The organism is Roseobacter ponti (assembly GCF_012932215.1).
Classification (GTDB): domain Bacteria; phylum Pseudomonadota; class Alphaproteobacteria; order Rhodobacterales; family Rhodobacteraceae; genus Roseobacter; species Roseobacter ponti.
This window is the reverse complement of record NZ_CP048788.1, coordinates 1,153,365-1,168,014: the sequence shown is the minus strand read 5'-3', so window position 1 is coordinate 1,168,014 and position 14,650 is coordinate 1,153,365. Positions and strand designations below refer to the sequence as shown.

Sequence of the window (14,650 nt, the reverse complement as noted above, 5' to 3'; positions counted from 1 at the left end):
GAAGGTCCTCGACGCAAAATCACCTCTGACGCGCTTCTTTTTAGTTGCAATTGAACCGAACGACGAAAGGATTTCCACAATGCGAAACAAATCAAAAAGTAGATTCACAATCTTAAAGGGAACAATCGTCCAGCTATTTTTACCCCAGCGTTTACCCTGACCGGCGCAATGGCTGGCAAAAGAACCTTCAAAATCATCTAACGCATTGATATCGATGGTACCACCTCCCAGGCTTGAACTGGGGACCTCCTGATCCACAATCAGGCGCTCTAACCTACTGAGCTAAGGCGGCACTGGCCCGGATTTAGCGCCCATACCAAAGGAATGCAAGAGGGTCAGAGCCGATAGCGCCAGTTCTGCTCGACCACATCCTGACCGAATGAGCGGGTCGCTTTGCTGTCTTCTATCTGCCAGCCTGTGGCAGCATACAGCGCGCAGGCCGCGCGGTGGCTCTCGTGAGTCCAGAGCGTTATATCCCGGTAGCCCTGATCACGGGCATGGCTGATGCACAGATCCAGAAGGCGCCGCCCCAGCCCCTGCCCGCGCGCTTCCGGCACCAGCAGAAACATCCGCAACCGGGCGGTTTCCTCATTCGTATGTGTGCAGAACACAGACCCAAGGCGGCCGCCGTCGTCTTCCGCAATCCAGCCCCGTTCGCGCTCCGGATCATGATGCGCAATGAAATCGTCAAGAATATCGCTGACCAGCGCGCCGAACGTCTCGTCAAAGCCTTCGTCGCGCGCATAAAGAAAGCGGTGCTGTTCGAGCAGCCAGTCTTTGTCGTCCGCTACGAACATGCGGATTCTTACATCTGTCATGGCTGCATTAAAATACCCGCACGCTTGCTTTTCAAGCCTGCACCGGTTAGCGATGCGCCCACTTCATCCGGGAGATCATCATGGGCATCGACACCGAACGCGACATCGAGGCAAACCTGCAGATCGGGCCGACTGACAAAGGCATGGTGCGCATTTACGTCGAAGCGGACGGCGTTGAAATTCCTATGGATTTCACGCCTGACGATGCGCTGGAAATCGCAGAAGAAATATCAGCCGCAGCAGCACGCGCCCGTGGCATGTCCGGCCACAGACGCTAGCCCAACTCCTGCCCCATATCCGGATCGCGCAGGCTGTGCAGGCGTCGTGCGGCCGTAGTGGCGATCTTATGGGTGATGCCCTTCCGGCGCGGCGCGGCCAACCGGTTTTCAGGACCCATTCTGACAATCTCGGCACCATAGGCATCGCCGATGATCAGCCCTGTATCCTCCGGCAGAAGTTCATCCGGAAACGCCTCATCGACGGCCCAGAAAAATCTGTCGCACCATTCCAGATAGCCCCGCCATTTCTGATCTGACTGGTAATCCGCGCGCGACGATTTGCATTCGACGATCCAGATATCGCCCTTTGGCCCCAGGCCGATCACATCGACCCGAAGACCGCGCGCTGGCACGAATTCCTCTATGCTGACAAAACCATATCCTGCCAGCAGCCGGGCGGTGCCGCGTGCCAGAAGCTGGCCGGCCTGAAAGGTCTGAAGATCATCGTGCGCCATGGCGCAAATATGAACATAACAGGAACATCGTGCAAGGATTTTGTGGAAACCGGATTGATCACTCTTGTCCGGAAAGAGTCGCGCCCCTAAGTAGATAATCGACGGGTGCTGCTTTTCTCGTGACTGGTTACGTTCCAGTGGCCTTAAGCAAATCCGAGGGAGCTGGCTCTGTTCTGACCCTGGTCAGTCTATCCGGCGCCCACCTGTATATACAGGTCCTCGGGAATATAAAACCAAAACGGTTACAGCGGGCCCGTCACACCCTTTTCACTGATCACTGTGCCATAGCACAATAAGCAGAACGCCCTCAGCGGCGACGGTGCAGCGGACGTTTCTCTTCGACACGCACACGGATCAGAAGCTCATCGCGCTGAGGCTGAGCAAATAGGGTGCTTATGAAACGAGAGATGAAATCAAACATGTCCTGTGACTCCTTTGCTATATTAAATGGGCGTTCTGCGTGAAAAGTCCAGAGCCGCACTGCATATAATCACAAATGTGCATCCCATTGCTCATTCGTTCGCCATCCGGTCCTTGAAAGGGGCTGCCTGTGATGGTCACTGCTCCTGATTACCCGGCGTTGCCGCTCGCGTTATACCCCAGGCAAACTGCACACCTGAAAAGACAATTCCGTTAAGCACCCAGAACACGGTGACCGCCATAACCGCCACATCGGACCCTGAGACAAGGTGCCAAAGGTTGCCCACGTTCAGCCAGAGTACCAGACCGGTGAAAATGCCCGCCAGCACAAACCCCGCGAGGGCGCTGTGAATATAAAGTCTGACGACCTTTGGCATACGTCGCTCCTGCTCTGCGACCTCACGGCCTCTCGCAAAGAATAGCGCGGGCGGCCTTTGCGTCAAAATGCGTCAGGCTGTGCTTCGCGTGCCATGTGGTCAATGACCGCATTCACAAAACGTGGTTCTTTGCCGTCCGGGAAAAACGCCCGTGCCACATCGACGTATTCGGTGATAACGACCTTTGGCGGTGCGTCTTTTGCCTGCAGCTCGGCGCCGGCGGCCCGGAAAAGGGCACGCAGTGTCGGATCAATCCGCGCGATCGGCCATTTGGCAACGAGAGCACGGTCCGTCATCTGGTCAATCGCAGCCTGATGGTTCACCGCCTGATCAAGTACATCCGCGAAAAGGTCCATATCGCCGTCGAGCATCTCAGAGCCTTCATAGACCGCGCCGAAACGGTGATCGAGAAATTCACGACGCACGGTTTCAACCGTCTGGCCGGAATGTTCCATCTGAAAAAGCGCCTGCACTGCATAAAGCCGTGCGGCCGATTTCATTTTGCGGCGCTGGTTGCCGGAAAGATTGCCATGGGCAGTTGTCATGCGCTATGTGATCCGTCTGATGCGCCGGCAATGCGATAGCTTTCGCCTGCCGGTTTGAACCCGATGCCTTTTGTCCGGGCGCCCCACTTACGGGTGAGCGCGATGAGATGCAAGGCTGCCGCCGCGGCTCCGCCGCCTTTGTTCTGGCCGTCAGGATCAGCGCGGACTTCGGCCTGTTTGCGGTTTTCCACAGTCAGGATACCGTTGCCGATGCACAGCCCCTGCAGCCCCAGCAATTGGATCGCGCGCGAGCTGTCATTGCAGACTGTTTCGTAGTGCGTGGTCTCTCCCCGGATCACACAGCCCAGCGCCACATAGCCGTCGAAATTACTGCCCCGGTCAGAGATGCCGATGGCCGTCGGAACTTCCAGTGCGCCCGGCACTTCGACCAGCTCCCAGGTGCCGCCGGCTTCTTCGATCTCGGCTTTGGCGCCGGCTACCAGATTGTCGGCGATATCCTTATAGTAAGGAGCCACCACAATCAGCAGCTTCACCGGTTTATCAAAGGACGGTCGCTCAGGGGTGTAATGCTGTTCATTGGCTGCCATGGGTCAGTCCTCCGTGATCGGTCGGGTGCCGGTGATCCGCAGATTATAGGCCTCAAGGCCGGTGTATTTCGTCTGCGGGCTGTCGGTGAGCAGGATCAGATCCGACAGGCCCAGCGTTGACATGATCTGCGCGCCGGTGCCGGTGCGTTTGATTGTGCGCGGCGCGTCTTCGTCGTCACTGTCAAGGCGCAGCTTCGGGTGCGGCTCGCGGAAAAGCAGCACGGCCCCCCGGCCCTCGCGCGCGATGATCTCCATCGCGCGTGGCAGTTCATCAGCAGGCGACGGTCCGAGCCCCAGGACATCCTCCAGCGCATTGAGCGCATGGGTTCGCACCAGCACGGGCTCAGGCGTTGTGATATCACCTTTGGTCAGCACCACATGGTCCGTGCCCGTGATCTGATCGGCGAAAATGCGCATCTCCCAGTCGCCGCCATAGGTCGACGTGACGGTGCGCTGGTCGCGCAGGCGCAACAGGTTGTCATGCTGATGGCGATAGGCAATCAGATCACTGATCGTACCGATTTTCAGCCCGTGGGTGCGGGCAATCTCAACCAGATCCGGCAAGCGGGCCATGTCGCCGTCGGGTTTCATGATCTCACAGATAACGCCCGACGGATGCAGGCCTGCGAGCCGGCTTATGTCCACAGCCGCTTCGGTATGCCCTGCCCGCACCAGCACGCCACCGTCACGCGCGCGCAGCGGAAAGACGTGGCCAGGTGTTGCGATATCGGCCTGACCGTTGCTCTCGTCGATTGCCGTGGCCACGGTCAGCGCACGGTCAGCGGCGGAAATACCTGTGCTCACACCCTCACGCGCTTCAATCGAAACAGTAAAGGCTGTCTCGTGCCGCGACGAGTTATTCACCGCCATCATCGGCAGACCCAGAGTGTCGATCCGTGCGGATGTCAGGGGCAGACAGATCAGTCCACGCCCGTGCATCGCCATGAAATTGATCGCTGCCGCATCAGCAAACTGCGCGGGGATAACGAGATCACCCTCGTTTTCGCGATCTTCATGATCCACGAGGATGAACATGCGGCCCGCAGCCGCCTCAGCGATGATTTCAGCGATCGGCGAGATGGCATCGCGCAGGTTCGCCTCAACGGGTCCCGGGGTTTCAAAACTCATGGGTGCAGCCTTCGTCGTTTTCCTGCTGCCACATAACCGAGGCCACGCGGCTTTACCACCCGGGCAACCGCTCAGGTGTTGTGCATATCCGCAAGCCGGGAGACATAGCGGGCAAGCGTGTCAATTTCCAGATTGACCCGGTCGCCGGTATTCACATCGCCCCATGTCGTTGCGGTTTTTGTGTGCGGGATGAAATTGACCCCGAAATCGCGGCCGTCGACTTCGTTCACGGTCAGCGACGTGCCGTTGAGCGCTACGGACCCTTTCGGAGCGATGAATTTCGCAAGATCTTCAGGCGCGCGCAGAACGACCCGCGTGCTGTCGCCCTCGTCGGTCACGGATACCACCTCTGCCACGCCATCAACATGACCCGAAACGATATGCCCGCCCAGTTCGTCTCCGACCCGCAACGCGCGTTCAAGATTGACCCGCTTTCCGGGTGCCCATGTGGTCAGATTGGTTTTGCTCACGGTCTCTGCACTGATCTGCACCTCGTACCAGTCAGGCCCCAGGTCCACGACGGTCAGACAGACACCGTCCGACGCAATCGAGGCCCCCATATCAATGCGTGACGTATCATAGGCGGTCCGGATGCGGGCCCGCAGGTCGCCTTCCTGCCTGGTTTCGATGATGGTGCCGATATCGGTGATAATGCCCGTGAACATTGCGCCGTGCCTCTGATCCCGCGTGATGCCCCTGACCTAGCGGTGGCGCGGCCCTGTGACAAGAGCCGCTCTTGCCCCGTCAGTGGCCCGCTGTAATAGTCTGTTAACCACAACCTGATCCGATGCGCCGGATACTTTCAGCGAAAAGGCAAACTCCTGGACGACAGTGCACCCATCGCCCCGCGAGTGTTTCTGCTGTTGCAGGGGCCGCACGGTCCGTTTTTCGGGCAACTCGGTCGCGCGCTCACCAGCACCGGGGCCGGTGTCCTGCGCGTGGGGTTCAACGCCGGCGACGCTGCCTTCTGGCCGGACAGAAAAACCTATATTCCTTGGCGCGGTCGTGCGGAGGACTGGCCTGCAGCATTTGAGGCTCTGCTTACGCAGCACGGCGTAACCGATGTCGTGCTTTACGGCGACGTGCGACCTGTCCATGCCGATGCGATCGCGAAAGCCCGCGCGGCAGATGTCACCGTGCATGTGTTCGAGGAAGGGTATCTGCGCCCCTGGTGGGTGACCCTGGAGCGGGATGGCACCAACGGCAATTCGCGGCTGATGGATCTGTCGCTGGACGATATCAGGCACCTGCGAGAGACCGCCGAGCGGCAGCGCCCCGTGCCCCCCGCCCACTGGGGTGCGCTCAGGCACCACATGTTCTATGGCGCGCTCTACCATTTCTTTGTGATGTTCTTTAACTGGCGCTACCGGACATTCCGGCCCCACCGCGCGCTCAGGGTCCGCTCGGAGTTTCTGCTCTACGTCCGTCGTCTTGCCCTGATGCCCCTGCGCTCGCTCGAACGGCGTCTGGCCACATGGCGCATCCGCCGGGGGGCCTGGCCGTATCACCTCGCTCTTTTGCAGCTGGAGCATGACAGCTCTTTTCAGATGCATTCTCCGTTTACCACCCAGACGGAATTTCTGGAGGTGGTGATCAGAGGCTTTGCCGAGGGCGCGCCTGCCCATCATCACCTTGTTTTTAAAGCACACCCGCTCGAAGACGGGCGTGCACCGCTGCGTCACACGATCCGGCGTCTTGCACAGGCGTATGACCTCAGAGATCGCGTGCACTATGTGGATGGCGGCAAACTTGCGGGGCTGCTGAATGATGCACTGAGTGCTGTGACCGTCAATTCAACGGCCGGCCAGCAGGCGCTCTGGCGCGGTCTGCCTCTTCGCATCTTCGGACGGGCCGTTTATGATAAGCCGGGTCTTGTGTCGCACCAGCCGGTGGCCGAATTTTTTGCCGGCCCGAACCGCCCTGACCCCGCGGCCTACGCGCTCTTTCGCGATTTTCTGCTGGAAACAAGCCAGATACCGGGCAGCTTTTATGCAGCAGCCGGACGCCGCCAGGTGCTGCGCCTGGCGTCCGACAGGCTCCTCTCGACTCGCGAACCCCGCGCGGACCGCACAGATCCGACCGCGGCGCATCCGCAACAGTTGCGGCTCGTAAGTCACCGTCATGCCTCGTAAACACTGGATTTCGGCAAAGACCCTCGCTACGCTCAGGTCAATTATGTCGGAAAAACCGGCAATCTGAGGCAGATTTACAGGTCGAGGAGACCGAGCAGTGGCACCTGAAGCACTCCGGTGGGTCCGTCCCATCGCGGCTATTGCGGTTTTCGCAGTGGTTGCATCATGCGGCCTTCCTAAGGTTGGTCCGAACAAATCCGAAATTTACAGCGGCTCCGTACAGCAGCAGGGCGACGCCTTTGTCGTCGCAGTCAACGACAGGGTCACTCGCGCTACGGCCGTCGTACCAGCACTGGGGTTCTCTGAAAGCTTCCGAAACGCGGGCGTTGTCGGCTCCGACACCATTCAGGCCGGCGATGTACTGGGCCTGACGATCTGGGAAAACGTGGATGACGGGCTGCTCGCGGGCGAAGCACAGAACGCCACTCTGCTGGAAACTGTTCAGGTCGACGGCCAGGGGTTCATCTTTGTCCCCTATGCAGGGCGCATCAAAGCCTCCGGAAACTCACCCGAAGCCATTCGCCGCATCATCACCGAGCGGCTCGAAGAACAGACGCCCGATCCACAGGTCGAAGTACGCCGCATGGCGGGCGACGGCTCTACCGTGTCGCTTATCGGATCAATCGGAGGACAGGGCGTTTATCCGATCGAACGCCCTACCCGTACGCTTTCGACCATGCTGGCCCGGGCCGGTGGCGTCACCATTGAACCGGAGATCGCCCAGATCACCGTGCTGCGCGGCGGACACCGGGGCCGTATCTGGTTTCAGGACCTTTATTCGCATCCGCAGCTTGATATCGCCTTAAGGGGCGGTGACCGCATCCTTGTGGAAGAAGACACCCGGTCCTTTACCGCCCTCGGCGCGACGGGAACCCAGGCCCGCGTCGCCTTCCGCTCACAGAATATCTCCGCGCTGGAGGCAATCGCCCAGGTCGGAGGACTGATACCGAGCGCATCGGATGCAACCGGCATTTTCATCCTGCGCAACGAAAGCCCCGAGATTGTCGCTGACGTGCTGGGACGTAACGATCTTATCGGTGAGCAGCGTATGATCTATGTGATGGATCTTACCGAGCCCAACGGCCTTTTCCGGGCGCGTGATTTCGTGATCCGCGATGGCGACACCCTCTATGTCACCGAAGCGCCTCTCGCACAGTGGAACAAGGCTGTCTCCGGTCTTGTAGGCTCACTCCTCGGGCCAGCCGCTTCCATCGACCAGCTGGCGAACTGACACCGACCATGGGCAGCCTGTCTGACCCCGGGGCCGCCGGTTCTGAAAAGAACCGGCGGCTTTTCGTCTATAACGGCGGTTTTCTCACCGAAACCCGGGTCAGACGCATCCTCACACTCTCAGGCTTTGACGTAAAACTCGGGGCGCCGGGCGAAGGGGATGCCGTTGGCGTCTGGGGTCAAAGTCCGACCGCACATCGTGGCGAAGCCGTGGCGGAGCAACGCGGCACACCGGTGATCCGTATCGAGGATGCCTTTCTGCGCTCGCTGCATCCCGGACGCGCAGGTGAACCCACCGCCGGCCTCCTGATCGACAAAAGGGGCGTACATTTCGACCCTTCGGTGGTGTCAGATCTTGAGGAACTGCTCGCCACCCATCCGCTGGACGATACAGCGCTCCTCGACCGCGCCCGGGCTGCCATTGCCCGTATGTCCGAGACACATCTGTCAAAGTTTGCAGCGACCGATCCCGTCCTGCCCCTGCCACCCCCGGGCTATGTGCTGGTCATCGATCAGACCCGGGGCGATGCCTCGGTGACGGCCTGCGGTGCGGACAGGAACCGCTTTCTGGAGATGCTTTTCATGGCGCGCGAAGAGCATCCCGGCGCGCCGGTTGTCATCAAATCACACCCCGAAACCGTCGAAGGATTCCGCCAGGGCTATTTTGAGGACGCGGACGCGGACGACACCGTGCAGTTTCTCACCGATCCGGTCAGCCCGCACCTCCTCTTTGAAGGGGCCCTGGGGGTCTACACCGTCTCATCGCAGCTGGGCTTTGAGGCGATTTTTGCAGGCCACAGGCCACGCGTTTTCGGCCAGCCTTTCTATGCCGGCTGGGGCCTGACCGGGGATGAGTTTCCGGTACAGCGCCGACAGCGCCGACTGACCCGCGCGCAGCTTTTCGCCGGGGCGATGATGCTTTACCCTAAATGGTACAGCCCCTTCACCGACGCGCTCTGCACTTTTGAGGACGCGCAGGAAAACCTCGCAGCACAAGCACGTGCCTGGCGCGAAGACCGCCATGGCTGGGTGGCCTCCGCCATGCGCGGCTGGAAACGTGAAAGCCTGCAGAAGATGTTCGGGCGCCATAAGCCGGTGGTGTTCGAAGACGATCCCGGAAAGGCCCGCGCCACCGGTCGGCCATGGATGGTCTGGGCCAGCAGGGCCGCCGTGGGCCACGGGGATGCGATGCGCACCGAGGACGGCTTTCTGCGGTCGCGTGGCCTCGGGGCGAACCTGGTACCACCGCTGTCACTGATCGTGGACGGGCCGGGAATTTACTATGATCCCTCCGAGCCATCCCGGCTGGAACAGCTGATCACCGGACGTGCAGACCTGCGTCCCGATCAGGAGGCCCGCGCGCGTGCACTGATCCGGAGCCTGAAGCAGCACAGGCTCAGCAAATACTCGACCGGCGGGGCGCCGCCGCCGCTGCCGGAGGGACACCGGGTGCTGGTCGTGGGCCAGGTCTCGGATGATGCATCGGTCACAGCCGGCACGACGGATATCCGCACGAATGAAGAGCTGCTCCGCCGCGCGCGCGCCGAACGACCCGATGCCGTACTGATCTATAAACCCCATCCTGATGTGGACGCGGGTCTGCGCACCGGGGGTACAATCCCTGAGGGTCCTGCCGATCTGGTCGTCAGCGGTGTTGATCCCGTGGCGCTGCTGAACGAGGTGCAGGAAGTCTGGACAATGACCTCGCTTCTGGGGTTCGAGGCACTGTTGCGGGGCCTGCACGTCACGACATGCGGTGTGCCTTTTTACGCGGGATGGGGGCTGACGACTGATCTGGGGGACGTGCCACCGCGACGCCGGGCGACCCCTGCCCTCGAAGGCCTCGTACACGCGGCACTCATCGATTATCCGCGCTACATGGATCCGGTGACGGGTCTGCCCTGCCCTGTCGAAGTTGCGGTTGCGCGTCTTGCGTCAGCCAGCCTGCCAAGCCCTGGTCTGAAAAACCGACTTCTGGCCAAACTGCAGGGTGTTTTTGCCAGTCAGGCCCACCGCTGGCGCTGATACTCTCCCGATCAGAGCCCTGGCCTGCGCCAGATGGTCATCACATCAGCGCCGACCGGACGTGTCTCAGCAAGCCTGAAACGTGCGGCCTGGCTGAGCCGGCCCAGACCCAGCGCGCCAACCGACGGCAAGCCTTCGGCACCAACGCCAAGCCCTGCGGTAAAACTGATCAGCTCATCGACGAGATCAGCCTCGATCAGCGAGGCGGCGAGCGCGCTGCCGCCTTCGCAAAAGATCCGGCTGATCCCGTGGCGCGCGAGCTGTCGCAGCACATCCGCAGGATCAAGCTGCCCGCCCGCCGCCTCGCAGGGCAGCAGAACAGCCCCGAGATCTTCCCAGGTCTGTCGCAGCGCCCTGTCAGCGTCATGTCCGTGACACAGCAACACGGGCACCTCGCGCGCGGTGCGCGCCAGCGTGCTCATCAGCGGCAGATCAAGCCGGCGGCTGATGACGACGCGGGCCGGCTGCTGCGCGACCCCGAGGTCACGAACCGTCAGTGCCGGGTCATCTTTGCGCGCAGTACCACCGCCTACCATGACCGCATCGTGACGCGCGCGCTGCGCATGCACCATGCGTCTGGCCTCGGGACCGGTGATCCATTTACTTTCCCCTGTGGCCGTCGCGATGCGGCCATCAAGGCTGGCCGCGAGCTTTAGCGTCAGAAACGGACGGTCCAGTTCGGTTTTTGCGAAGAAACCGGCATTCGCAATCCGGGCCTCGTGCTCCATCAGCCCGGTTTCAACGATGATGCCAGCGGCGCGCAGCATCTCAAGGCCCTGTCCTGCCACACGCCTGTCCGGATCACCCGTAGCCACAAAAACCCGCGCAACTCCCGCCGCGATGAGCGCCTCCGCACAGGGTGGTGTCTGACCGTGATGCGCGCAGGGCTCGAGCGTTACGTAAACATCTGCACCGCGGGCCGCTCCGGCAGCCTCGCGCAGGGCTTCGGTTTCGGCATGGGGCCGACCGCCCGGCTGTGTCCAGCCCCGCCCGACAATACGGCCCTCGCGCACAATCACGCAGCCAACCGCCGGGTTCGGCCAGACACGGCCAAGCCCCCGCCGGCCCAGTGAAAGCGCCAGCGCCATAAAGCGCCGGGGGTCACTCACTCTTCGGGCGGCACGTCCGGCCGCAGCTCGCTCACAAATTTATCAAAGTCGTCAGCGGCCTGGAAGTTCTTGTAAACACTGGCAAACCGCACATAGGCCACTGTATCGATCCGGGCCAGCGCTTCCATCACGATCTCGCCGATCTGTTTGGAATTGATGTCGGTCTCGCCCATGCTCTCAAGACGCCGCACGATTCCTGAAATCATCTGATCAATGCGCTCAGGATCAATCGGTCGTTTCTGCATTGAGATGCGGATAGACCGCTCGAGCTTGTCGCGGTCGAAATCTTCACGTTTGCCGTTGGATTTGATGACCACAAGGTCCCGCAACTGCACCCGTTCGTAGGTCGTGAACCGCCCCCCGCAGGCCGGGCAAAATCGTCTGCGCCGGATGGACACATGGTCTTCAGCGGGACGGCTGTCTTTCACCTGGGTATCGATGTTTCCGCAAAACGGGCAGCGCATGGGCCGTCCCCCTTCTTCAAGTCTCTGCCTCAGTTGTGGGATCACCGTCCCACTTGTGGATACTTATAGGATACGACCTGGGTTTTGGGTAGTACTGAATTACACCCCCTCAGTATAGTGGGGTGGTGTGGCGTTTATGCGCTTAAGAACTGCGCGGCAACTTCTCTCGCGTGCGGGCGCGTCCGGTGCTCGAAAAGATAGATCCCCTGCCAGGTCCCGAGCGCCGGCCGGCCAGCGGCGACCGGAATGGTCAGGCTGACCGGCATCATGGCGGCTTTTATATGGGCCGGCATATCGTCTGGCCCCTCGGCGGTATGCCTCAGATACTTCATAGACGGATTATCGGACGGCGGCACCAGACGGTCGAAAAACGCGCGCAGATCGCGCTGCACATCACTGTCAGCATTTTCCTGGATCAACAGCGAGGCCGACGTATGCCGGACCATCAGAACCACAACCCCGTCACCCTGCCGGTTCAGCCAGCGCCTGACATCACCGGTAATCTCATAAAGACCCGGGCCGTCTGTCTGAATGTCGAAGATGTGCATCAGATCTCCCGGATGCGACCTCAGAAACGGTCGAGGAACTCGTCGACCGGCAGATCGCAGAAGTTCAGCGCGTGGCTCACCGCCAGATTATCGCCGACCCGGCGCACTGACAGGGAATAGGACTGCGGGGATCGTGCAAGCTCTTCATCCGGCTCCAGCGTAAACACCACGCTCTTGGCGCCCTGCACCCGTTTCGACGGGCCCCGGGCCTCAAGAACATAAAGACGTTTGCGCGTGGTATCCCGCCCGATCGCGCGTGTGTAATCCGCCGCGGCACACCAGATCCCCCGCGGGCCCGCGCCGCGGTCTTCGATCACTTCAAAGGTGTCATTTGTAAGCGGGATCACCGGCAGCCAGTTGATCGCCCGGTAAGTCGCAGCCGCGACCGGCACCGCAAATGCAAGAGCCGCCACTGTCAGAACAATTACCCGCATCTTCTGTCTCCGCTGATACCACTTTACCTGCAGATGTATACGATACGGCCCGCTTTCGGGGAAATCACATATGCCGGCAGGACAACACCGCCTGGAACAGACCGGTTGTGTTGCTGCCCTGCCCCGCACTTCTGCGCTTACTGGTCGAGGAAGGACCGCAGCTTACGCGACCGCGAAGGATGCTTGAGCTTGCGCAGCGCTTTCGCTTCGATCTGGCGGATCCGTTCGCGCGTCACACTGAACTGCTGACCCACTTCTTCGAGCGTATGATCGGTGTTCATGCCGATACCGAACCGCATGCGCAGCACACGTTCTTCGCGTGGTGTGAGCGATGCCAGAACCCGCGTCGTCGTCTCTTTGAGGTTTTCCTGAATGGCACTGTCCAGAGGCAGAACCGCATTCTTGTCCTCAATGAAATCGCCCAGCTGGCTGTCTTCCTCATCACCGATCGGTGTTTCCAGAGAAATCGGCTCCTTGGCGATTTTCATCACCTTGCGGACCTTCTCCAGCGGCATCTGCAGTTTTTCGGCCAGCTCTTCCGGTGTCGGTTCGCGACCGATCTCATGCAGCATCTGACGCCCCGTGCGCACCAGCTTGTTGATCGTCTCGATCATGTGCACCGGAATACGGATCGTACGCGCCTGATCCGCGATTGAACGGGTGATCGCCTGACGGATCCACCAGGTCGCATAGGTCGAGAACTTATAGCCGCGGCGGTATTCGAATTTGTCCACAGCCTTCATCAGGCCGATGTTACCTTCCTGAATAAGATCAAGAAACTGCAGGCCACGGTTGGTATACTTCTTGGCGATCGAGATCACCAGCCGCAGGTTCGCTTCGACCATTTCTTTCTTGGCCTGGCGGGCTTCTTTCTCGCCCTTCTGTACCTGCTGCACGATGCGGCGGAATTCAGAGATATCCAGACCGACGTACTGGCCGACCTGCGCCATATCGGTGCGCAGTTCTTCGACCTTTTCGGTCGACCGCTCAATGAACATCTGCCAGCCCCGACCGGACTTTTCCGACATCCGCTCCAGCCAGTTCGGGTCGAGTTCGTACCCGCGGTATTCATCCACAAACTCACGCCGGTTGATCCGCGCCTGGTCTGCAAGTTTCACCATCGCGGAATCGATCTGCATGATGCGGCGGTTGATTCCGTAAAGCTGGTCGATCAGCGCCTCGATACGGTTGTTGTGAAGATGCAGGTCATTGACCAGCAACACAATTTCCGCCCGCAACTTCTGATAAAGCTGCTCGTCACCTTCGCCGAAACTGCCGTCTTCGTTCAGGGTGGCCGAGATTCGGCTGTCCTGCATTTCGCTCAGCTTAACGTAGTCATCCGCGATGATATCGAGCGCCTCAAGCACCTGGGGTTTCAGGGCCGCTTCCATGGCCGCGAGACTCATGTTGGCCTGATCATCCTCGTCATCGTCGTCATCAGTGACAATCGGATTGCCGTCAGCATCCAGTTCAGGGCTGTCTGCTTCTTTTTTCGGAGAAGTTCCGTCGGCGGAAACCACCGGCTCGTCCACGCCACCTTCTTCATCCATCTGATTGCCGAACGTGGCCTCCAGATCGATGACATCGCGCAGCAGAATATCCTCCGACAGGAGTTCGTCGCGCCAGATCGTGATAGCCTGAAAGGTCAGAGGGCTCTCGCAGAGCCCGGCGATCATCGTGTTGCGGCCGGCTTCGATGCGTTTGGCGATGGCGATTTCGCCCTCGCGGCTCAGCAGTTCAACCGAGCCCATCTCACGCAGATACATCCGCACCGGGTCATCCGTGCGGTCCAGCTTTTCGGATGTGCCACTGGAGACAGCAACCTCGCGCGCGCCGTCGGTGGTTGTCAGCTCGGTGGAACCCTTGGCTTCCTCGTCTTCTGCCTCTTCGTCCTCGATAATGTTAATGCCCATTTCTGAGAGCATCGACATCACGTCCTCAATCTGCTCCGAACTCACCTGGTCAGGCGGGAGCACTTTGTTGAGCTGATCGTATGTGATGTAGCCTTTTTCACGGGCCTCGCCGATCATCTTCTTGACGGCGGCCTGGCTCATATCGAGCGAGTGGCCTGCATCCTGGTCATCGGGTTTTGCGTCTTCACTGGTATCTTTGGCGGCCATTCAAAGCTCCTGCATCCGA

General features: G+C 60.3%; 16 protein-coding genes, 1 tRNA gene and 1 other RNA gene. 5 read left to right on the top strand and 13 right to left on the bottom strand.

Going from position 1 to position 14,650, the window contains the following annotated elements; translation table 11 throughout:
- Window positions 1-215: 215 nt before the first annotated feature.
- Together G3256_RS05710 and G3256_RS05705 are read right to left on the bottom strand one after the other, a co-directional pair.
- A tRNA-His gene (locus G3256_RS05710) sits at window positions 216-292 on the bottom strand.
- Between the two features lie 43 nt (window positions 293-335).
- On the bottom strand, window positions 336-818 hold the full coding sequence (locus G3256_RS05705; RefSeq protein WP_169639902.1) for a GNAT family N-acetyltransferase: 483 nt from the start codon (window positions 816-818) through the stop codon (window positions 336-338).
- Window positions 819-898: 80 nt separating this feature from the next.
- Here G3256_RS05705 and G3256_RS05700 point away from each other — a divergent pair, with 80 nt between their 5' ends.
- On the top strand, window positions 899-1,096 hold the full coding sequence (locus tag G3256_RS05700; protein ID WP_169639901.1) for a DUF6324 family protein: 198 nt from the start codon (window positions 899-901) through the stop codon (window positions 1,094-1,096).
- On the opposite strand, the gene G3256_RS05695 is transcribed toward G3256_RS05700, so the two are convergent.
- The gene (locus tag G3256_RS05695) at window positions 1,093-1,551 is read right to left on the bottom strand and encodes an MmcB family DNA repair protein (RefSeq protein WP_169639900.1); all 459 of its coding nucleotides are present in this window, start codon (window positions 1,549-1,551) and stop codon (window positions 1,093-1,095) included. The two genes, G3256_RS05700 and G3256_RS05695, sit on opposite strands and share 4 nt — an antisense overlap.
- Before the next feature lie 102 nt (window positions 1,552-1,653).
- Here G3256_RS05695 and ssrS point away from each other — a divergent pair.
- A non-coding RNA gene (ssrS, locus tag G3256_RS19385) (6S RNA) lies at window positions 1,654-1,808 on the top strand.
- A gap of 300 nt (window positions 1,809-2,108) precedes the next feature.
- Here the strand turns inward: ssrS and G3256_RS05690 are convergent.
- From G3256_RS05690 to G3256_RS05670, 5 genes are all read right to left on the bottom strand, one after another.
- Complete coding sequence (locus G3256_RS05690; protein ID WP_169639899.1) at window positions 2,109-2,348, bottom strand: hypothetical protein; 240 nt, start codon at window positions 2,346-2,348, stop codon at window positions 2,109-2,111.
- A gap of 62 nt (window positions 2,349-2,410) precedes the next feature.
- Window positions 2,411-2,893 carry a transcription antitermination factor NusB gene (gene nusB / locus G3256_RS05685; RefSeq protein WP_169639898.1) on the bottom strand — a complete coding sequence of 161 codons (483 nt, stop codon included), beginning with the start codon at window positions 2,891-2,893 and terminating at the stop codon, window positions 2,411-2,413.
- The gene (locus G3256_RS05680) at window positions 2,890-3,441 is read right to left on the bottom strand and encodes a 6,7-dimethyl-8-ribityllumazine synthase (RefSeq protein WP_169639897.1); all 552 of its coding nucleotides are present in this window, start codon (window positions 3,439-3,441) and stop codon (window positions 2,890-2,892) included. The genes nusB and G3256_RS05680 overlap by 4 nt, the downstream gene beginning before the upstream one ends.
- Window positions 3,442-3,444: 3 nt before the next feature.
- Entirely contained in the window at window positions 3,445-4,569 is a 1,125-nt protein-coding gene (gene ribB / locus G3256_RS05675; protein ID WP_169639896.1) for a 3,4-dihydroxy-2-butanone-4-phosphate synthase, read from the bottom strand.
- Between the two features lie 71 nt (window positions 4,570-4,640).
- A complete protein-coding gene (locus tag G3256_RS05670) occupies window positions 4,641-5,234 on the bottom strand; it encodes a riboflavin synthase (RefSeq protein ID WP_169639895.1) in 594 nt (197 codons plus the stop codon).
- A 198-nt stretch (window positions 5,235-5,432) separates the two neighbouring features.
- Here G3256_RS05670 and G3256_RS05665 point away from each other — a divergent pair, with 198 nt between their 5' ends.
- The 3 genes from G3256_RS05665 (at window position 5,433) to G3256_RS05655 (ending at window position 9,956) form a co-directional block, all read left to right on the top strand.
- Window positions 5,433-6,701, top strand: coding sequence for a capsule biosynthesis protein (locus tag G3256_RS05665; protein ID WP_484592909.1), 1,269 nt, complete (start codon window positions 5,433-5,435; stop codon window positions 6,699-6,701).
- Between the two features lie 97 nt (window positions 6,702-6,798).
- A complete protein-coding gene (locus G3256_RS05660; RefSeq protein ID WP_169639894.1) occupies window positions 6,799-7,932 on the top strand; it encodes a polysaccharide biosynthesis/export family protein in 1,134 nt (377 codons plus the stop codon).
- A gap of 8 nt (window positions 7,933-7,940) precedes the next feature.
- On the top strand, window positions 7,941-9,956 hold the full coding sequence (locus G3256_RS05655; RefSeq protein ID WP_169639893.1) for a capsular polysaccharide biosynthesis protein: 2,016 nt from the start codon (window positions 7,941-7,943) through the stop codon (window positions 9,954-9,956).
- 11 nt (window positions 9,957-9,967) lie between these two features.
- Here G3256_RS05655 and ribD read toward each other — a convergent pair whose 3' ends face one another.
- The 5 genes from ribD to rpoD form a co-directional block, all read right to left on the bottom strand.
- Window positions 9,968-11,044, bottom strand: coding sequence for a bifunctional diaminohydroxyphosphoribosylaminopyrimidine deaminase/5-amino-6-(5-phosphoribosylamino)uracil reductase RibD (gene ribD, locus G3256_RS05650; RefSeq protein WP_169642340.1), 1,077 nt, complete (start codon window positions 11,042-11,044; stop codon window positions 9,968-9,970).
- Window positions 11,045-11,061: 17 nt separating this feature from the next.
- On the bottom strand, window positions 11,062-11,529 hold the full coding sequence (gene nrdR, locus G3256_RS05645; RefSeq protein ID WP_169639892.1) for a transcriptional regulator NrdR: 468 nt from the start codon (window positions 11,527-11,529) through the stop codon (window positions 11,062-11,064).
- A gap of 134 nt (window positions 11,530-11,663) precedes the next feature.
- On the bottom strand, window positions 11,664-12,077 hold the full coding sequence (locus tag G3256_RS05640) for a secondary thiamine-phosphate synthase enzyme YjbQ (protein WP_425501525.1): 414 nt from the start codon (window positions 12,075-12,077) through the stop codon (window positions 11,664-11,666).
- Between the two features lie 20 nt (window positions 12,078-12,097).
- A complete protein-coding gene (locus G3256_RS05635) occupies window positions 12,098-12,511 on the bottom strand; it encodes a hypothetical protein (RefSeq protein WP_169639891.1) in 414 nt (137 codons plus the stop codon).
- Between the two features lie 137 nt (window positions 12,512-12,648).
- Window positions 12,649-14,631 (bottom strand): RNA polymerase sigma factor RpoD, encoded by a 1,983-nt coding sequence (gene rpoD, locus G3256_RS05630; RefSeq protein ID WP_169639890.1) that lies wholly within the window; start codon window positions 14,629-14,631, stop codon window positions 12,649-12,651.
- Window positions 14,632-14,650: the final 19 nt, after the last annotated feature.